The organism is Flavobacterium sp. (genome assembly GCF_044371705.1).
GTDB lineage: Bacteria > Bacteroidota > Bacteroidia > Flavobacteriales > Flavobacteriaceae > Flavobacterium.
Map to the genome: position 1 here is coordinate 1 of NZ_JBILTE010000159.1, position 5,763 is coordinate 5,763.

The 5,763-nt window shown below is 35.8% G+C and carries 6 protein-coding genes; 4 read left to right on the top strand and 2 right to left on the bottom strand.

Going from position 1 to position 5,763, the window contains the following annotated elements; translation table 11 throughout:
- The 3 genes from ACIQ2S_RS10385 to ACIQ2S_RS10395 form a co-directional block, all read left to right on the top strand.
- Nucleotides 1-1,702: class I tRNA ligase family protein (locus ACIQ2S_RS10385; RefSeq protein ID WP_396175688.1), on the top strand; the 1,702-nt coding region annotated here is incomplete at its 5' end.
- Between the two features lie 79 nt (nt 1,703-1,781).
- Nucleotides 1,782-2,462 carry a hypothetical protein gene (locus ACIQ2S_RS10390; RefSeq protein WP_396175690.1) on the top strand — a complete coding sequence of 227 codons (681 nt, stop codon included), beginning with the start codon at nt 1,782-1,784 and terminating at the stop codon, nt 2,460-2,462.
- 91 nt (nt 2,463-2,553) lie between these two features.
- Nucleotides 2,554-3,225 carry a zinc metallopeptidase gene (locus ACIQ2S_RS10395; protein ID WP_396175692.1) on the top strand — a complete coding sequence of 224 codons (672 nt, stop codon included), beginning with the start codon at nt 2,554-2,556 and terminating at the stop codon, nt 3,223-3,225.
- A gap of 216 nt (nt 3,226-3,441) precedes the next feature.
- Here the strand turns inward: ACIQ2S_RS10395 and ACIQ2S_RS10400 are convergent, their stop codons facing one another.
- Nucleotides 3,442-3,912: an Lrp/AsnC family transcriptional regulator gene (locus ACIQ2S_RS10400; RefSeq protein WP_396175694.1), complete on the bottom strand. Its 471-nt coding sequence runs from the start codon at nt 3,910-3,912 to the stop codon at nt 3,442-3,444.
- Between the two features lie 181 nt (nt 3,913-4,093).
- On the opposite strand from ACIQ2S_RS10400, the gene ACIQ2S_RS10405 reads away from it, so the two are divergent.
- Complete coding sequence (locus ACIQ2S_RS10405) at nt 4,094-4,696, top strand: hypothetical protein (RefSeq protein WP_396175696.1); 603 nt, start codon at nt 4,094-4,096, stop codon at nt 4,694-4,696.
- Nucleotides 4,697-4,699: 3 nt separating this feature from the next.
- On the opposite strand, the gene ACIQ2S_RS10410 is transcribed toward ACIQ2S_RS10405, so the two are convergent.
- Nucleotides 4,700-5,763 (bottom strand): saccharopine dehydrogenase C-terminal domain-containing protein (locus tag ACIQ2S_RS10410; protein WP_396175698.1); only part of this gene is annotated, 1,064 nt, incomplete at its 5' end.

Below are 5,763 nucleotides of genomic sequence, written 5' to 3' on the forward strand. Positions count from 1 at the left end.
CAATCAAGATATTTCAGAAGCTGCATTTGTAGAAAAAAGTGGTTTTGAATTAGTGAATTCCGATTTCTTAAATGGTTTGAATTACAAAGAAGGAACAAAAAAAGCCATCGAAGCTTTAGAGAAGCTAGGAGCCGGGAAAGCTAAAGTAAACTATCGTCTGCGTGACGCGGTATTTTCACGTCAACGGTATTGGGGCGAACCATTTCCAGTTTACTACGTGAAAGGTTTGCCGCAAATGATTGATGTCAAACATTTACCAATCATTTTGCCGGAAGTAGAGAAGTATTTACCAACAGAAGACGGTCAACCGCCTTTAGGAAATGCGACGGATTGGGCTTGGGATGTTGAAAAGTTGCGAGTTGTGAGTTGCGAGTTGATTGACCACATAACCGTTTTTCCATTAGAATTAAACACCATGCCGGGTTGGGCAGGATCTTCGTGGTATTGGATGCGATACATGGATGCTCACAATGAAAACGAATTTGCAAGTCAAGACGCATTGAAGTATTGGGAAAATGTAGATTTATACATTGGCGGTAGCGAACATGCCACCGGACATTTGTTATACTCCCGTTTTTGGAATAAATTCCTAAAAGACCGTGGATTTATAACTCCTGAAGAACCGTTTAAAAAATTGATTAATCAGGGGATGATTTTGGGGATGAGTGCGTTAGTTTATAGATGGGAATATGCAGTTAATTCAGAATATCAAAAGAGAAAAGTCGTTTTTTTTAGCAGAAATCTAATCGAAAAAGCAGCCAAAGAAAAATCTTTTATTACAGATTCAAATCAGCAAGCTTTAGAACTATTAGAAAATTTAATTGGAATCCACGGCAGAATACTTCAATCTGAGACAAATTGGAATCATTTTACACCAATTCACGTTGATTTATCAGTTATTAATGATATCACCAACGAATTAGACATTGAAAAATTTAAAGCTCATCCTTTATATTCTGATTACATAGATGCCGAATTCATTTTAGAAGACGGCAAATACATCGTCGGTCGCGAAGTAGAAAAAATGTCCAAATCCAAATACAACGTCGTAAATCCCGATGACATTTGCAACCAATACGGAGCCGATACCTTACGTTTATACGAAATGTTCCTAGGTCCGCTCGAGCAAGCAAAACCTTGGAATACCGCCGGAATTACCGGAGTTTCCGGTTTCCTAAAAAAATTATGGCGATTGTATTTTGACGACAATGGTTTGATCGTAACCAATGACGAACCAACGGCAGAAATGTACAAATCGCTCCACAAAACCATCAAAAAAGTCACGGAAGACATCGAGAATTTCTCATTCAATACTTCCGTTTCTCAGTTTATGATTTGCGTGAATGAATTGGCTCAGTTAAAATGCAATCACAGAAAAATTTTAGAACCGTTAACTATTTTAGTTTCGCCGTATGCTCCGCATATTGGGGAGGAATTATGGAATCAATTGGGCCATGAAGGTTCGGTGTCAAGGGTGGCATTCCCGGTTTTTGAGGAGAAATATTTAGTAGAATCCGAAAAAGAATATCCGGTTTCATTTAATGGAAAAATGCGTTTTACGATTAAATTACCATTGGATTTAACAGCTGCACAAATTGAAGAAATCGTCATGGCAGACGAACGCACACAAGCTCAATTGCAAGGCAGAACGCCAAATAAAGTGATTATTGTTCCTGGAAAAATCATCAATTTAGTCGGATAAGTAAAGGAAAATTTAATAAAACACAATAAAAACATGAAATAAACATTAATAAAGTTCATCATTTTTAAATTTATTCTACATGAAAAATATTTTATTTATCGCTACATTATTGTTTGCTCAGTTTAGTTTGGGTCAAGAAGATCAAATGATTCCAACGAATAATCAAGATGAATTTCCAAAATTTGACATTTTCATTGGCGTCGGAGGTGTTTTTTACAACGATTTTGCAATCAATAGTAAAATTAAAGCGTCAGGTATGCCTGAAATAAGAGAATCGATGCCCGAATTATTAGTCGGACTAACTACATCATCGGAAAAATATTGGATAGATGCCGAGCTTACTTTTTCTTATTCAAATACTGATAATAACACTACAGAAAATCAGTTAGCAAGTGGCTCTTTTCGTTTAAGAGGGCATTACAATTTTGTAAAATTGAAAAGAATTGACATTTCCGGGGGTTTAAATATTGCCTATTCATACAATGAATTGAATTTATTTTCAAAAAACAATGATATTAATCTAGACGATTTGAACCCGGAGAACAATTCGGGTCACGTAAGTTTGAAAAATGATATTTTTTATGCCGGTCCGTCGTTGGCTGTCAATTTTAGAAGTAAAGAAAAAGTGTCTATTCGATTAAATGTGGGCTATGAATTTGCATTTACCAACGGAAAATGGAAATCAGATTATGCCAATGTCTCTAATACAGTGAAAGAAAACGGTCAAAATCGATTCATGGTCGGTTTGGTTTTCTTTTAAATCCTGACAAAATTGCAGAAAAATAAATAGTGAAGTAATTGGTTCATAATTTGATACCTTTTTTGTACTTTTAATTTTTAAAAATAAAAATATGTATTGGATTTTAATTATAGCAATCATGGGAGCCAGTTGGTTCGTAAGCAACCGGCTACAAAGTAAATTTGACAAATACTCCAAATTGCATTTGCAAAATGGAATGAGTGGAGCTGAAATTGCCGAAAAAATGTTGGCCGATCACGGAATTAGAAATGTACGCGTCATTTCAACACCCGGACGTTTGACCGATCACTATAATCCGGCAGATAAAACGGTGAATCTAAGTGAAGCAGTCTACAATCAACGAAATGCCGCTGCAGCTGCTGTTGCAGCTCATGAAGTGGGTCACGCGGTTCAACACGCAACGGCTTATTCTTGGTTAACCATGCGTTCAAAATTGGTGCCTGTGGTTAGTGTCGCCTCACGTTTTGTGCAGTGGATTTTGTTTGCAGGTATTTTGATGGTGAATACTTTCCCCCAATTATTATTGGTAGGAATAGTGATTTTTGCAGCTACAACTTTGTTTTCAGTAATTACTTTACCTGTGGAGTATGATGCCAGTAACCGTGCCTTAGCTTGGTTGGAAAACAAACGAATGGTGAATCAAGAAGAATTGGCAGGTTCAAAAGACGCTCTGAAATGGGCTGCCCGAACCTATGTAGTTGCAGCAATTGGTTCTATTGGAACGTTATTGTATTACGTAATGATTTACATGAACCGAAAATAATCATAAATGAATTTAAAGTATTATCCGTTACGTAAGTAGCGGATTTTTTTTGGAGCGGATGGCTCGGGCTTTTTCAGGAAACCTTATTCCCGTTTTCCGCAGTAGGCCGCCGCGGCGGAGCTACTTGCTCCAACCGGGGCTAAACAGGAAAGGTATTAAAGTTTTAAGTAATAAAAATAGTAACCCGCAAACCTGTAACTCGCAACTCGCAACCGTTTACAACTGTATCTGTCTTTCAATCTGTTGCTCCAACGAAATAAAAGTCTCCGTTCGCGATACCCCATCAATCGGTTGGATTTTTTGATTAAGTAATTGCATTAAATGTTCATTGTCTTTACAAATAATTTTAATTAAAATAGACCAATTCCCGGTGGTATAATGACATTCCAATACCTCTGGAATTTTTTTCAATGCCTTGACAGCAACGGAATTGTTTGCTGCTTTTTCAAGATAAATACCCACAAATGCCATCGTTTTATAACCCAAAACTTTATTGTTGATAATAAATTTAGAACCTGAAATCACTCCTGCTTCTTCCAATTTTTTTAATCGTTGGTGAATAGCAGCACCGGATATCCCTATTTTATTGGCTATTTGCAGGATAGGTTTTCGGGCATCTTCCATTAAATCACGGAGAATTTCTTTGTCGATACCGTCTATTTCAATTTGTAAGGAGTTAACTTTCATGTTGATTATTTTAATCAAAAATAGTATTTTGGTTTGAATTTATAATGAAATCATTCTTTTTCAGTGAAATAATCCTTTAGTCGCTCATACAAATGATATTCCTATCTTTGAATTAGGTTTCTACGAAAGAAAAAATTAAATTTGTTAATCATCCTTTTCTTCAACATAAAATTTTTAGCTCATGAGACTTTATAAAGCAATCTTTTTCTTTTTACTTTTCGGAATGCAGGTAATCGCTCAAGATGCATCAAAACCGAGTACGGCATCAAAGAATGGAACGATTGAAAATCAGTTTGATTTGGTCATTCAAAAATCAAATAATTATCAAGATTTTAAAGTGGTCAAGAAAGAAGATTTGAATCTGTTAAAAAAGAACAGCATGGATTCCATCGCAAAGTTCAAAACAGCTTTGAATGAGTTAAAAGTCAAGTTTTCATCACATGATGCAATCGTAAAAGGGTTGAATGATAGTTTGCAAGTAGTAAAAACAGAGTTAAAGGAGTTAAAATCTGCTCAAAACAATGTCGATTTTTTAGGAACACCCGTAAGTAAATCCAGTTATAACTTAATTATGTGGGGCACTGTATCCGTTTTGCTTTTATTTTTAATTGTAAGTCTTTTTCAAATGCGAAGTGCTAAATCAAATTCAAAATCTGCACATGATGAATTAGGTAAATTAGAAGAAGAATTTGATGACTATAAACGCAAAGCTCTTGAAAAAGAACAAAAATTAGGCCGACAATTGCAGGATGAAATTAACAAACAGAGTAAGCCAAAAAAATAAAACTCAACTTCCAACGTTATTTGGGTTGTAGCCCATATAAGCCACTTCTTTTTCTTTGAAAATTACACCGTAGAATTCTAATTCTTCCAAAATCGGTTGATATACTTCCTTTTTTATGGGTAGTTGTACTCCCGGAGTTTTGATAGTTCCATTTAAAATTTGAAGCGTTGCGATAGCTACAGGCAAACCTACAGTTTTAGCCATAGCTGTATAGACTTGGTCATCGCCAATACAAACCATGGTGCTGTCAATTTGCTTTTTTTCACCGTTCAGTTCAAAGCCAAATTTATGATACATCACAATCATGTCTTTGTCTTTGGGTTGTAATGCCCATTTTTCTGCTAAAATCTTTTCTAAAATTTGTGCCGGTGTTGCATTTTTCAAACCAACTTTTTTGGTGTCGTCAAACAAATCCAATTCTACAAACTTATCCCAAATTACATCGTCTTGGTCGATTTTTAAATAATGTCGCAATTTTAACTCTACTGAATCGGTTGGATGATACGCTAAAAAGGAATTAGTAAAATCGCGGTAACTCATTTGTTCAGAGTTTTCCATGGTATAACTATCATCGGTCATTCCCAATTGTACGAGCATATCCCAAGCTTTTGAATAACCTACACGTCTTAAGGTTCCGCGATACATCGTCAAAATATCATCCAAACCATACACGCTTCGGTATTTTAGCGAATCCCGATTGGCGTAACCTTCGAATCTTCCGTAACCCTCCACTTCCAGAAATTCTGTTCTTCGGAACAATTTATTATAAGGGATGTATTTGTATTTGCCTTCTTGAATAAATTTTGAAACGCCTCCTTGTCCGGCAAGTACCACATTTCTCGGGTTCCAGGAAAATTTATAGTTCCACAAATTGGTGTCGCTTTCAGGAGCCACTAAGCCACCACAAAAGGATTCAAACTGAATCATTTTACCACCTTTTGCTTTGATTTCATCGATGATTTTCATAGCACTCATATGGTCAATACCCGGATCTAAGCCGATTTCATTCATAAAAATGAGTCCGTTTTCTTTAGCTAAACTATCTAAATCCTGCATTTTTTGGCTGA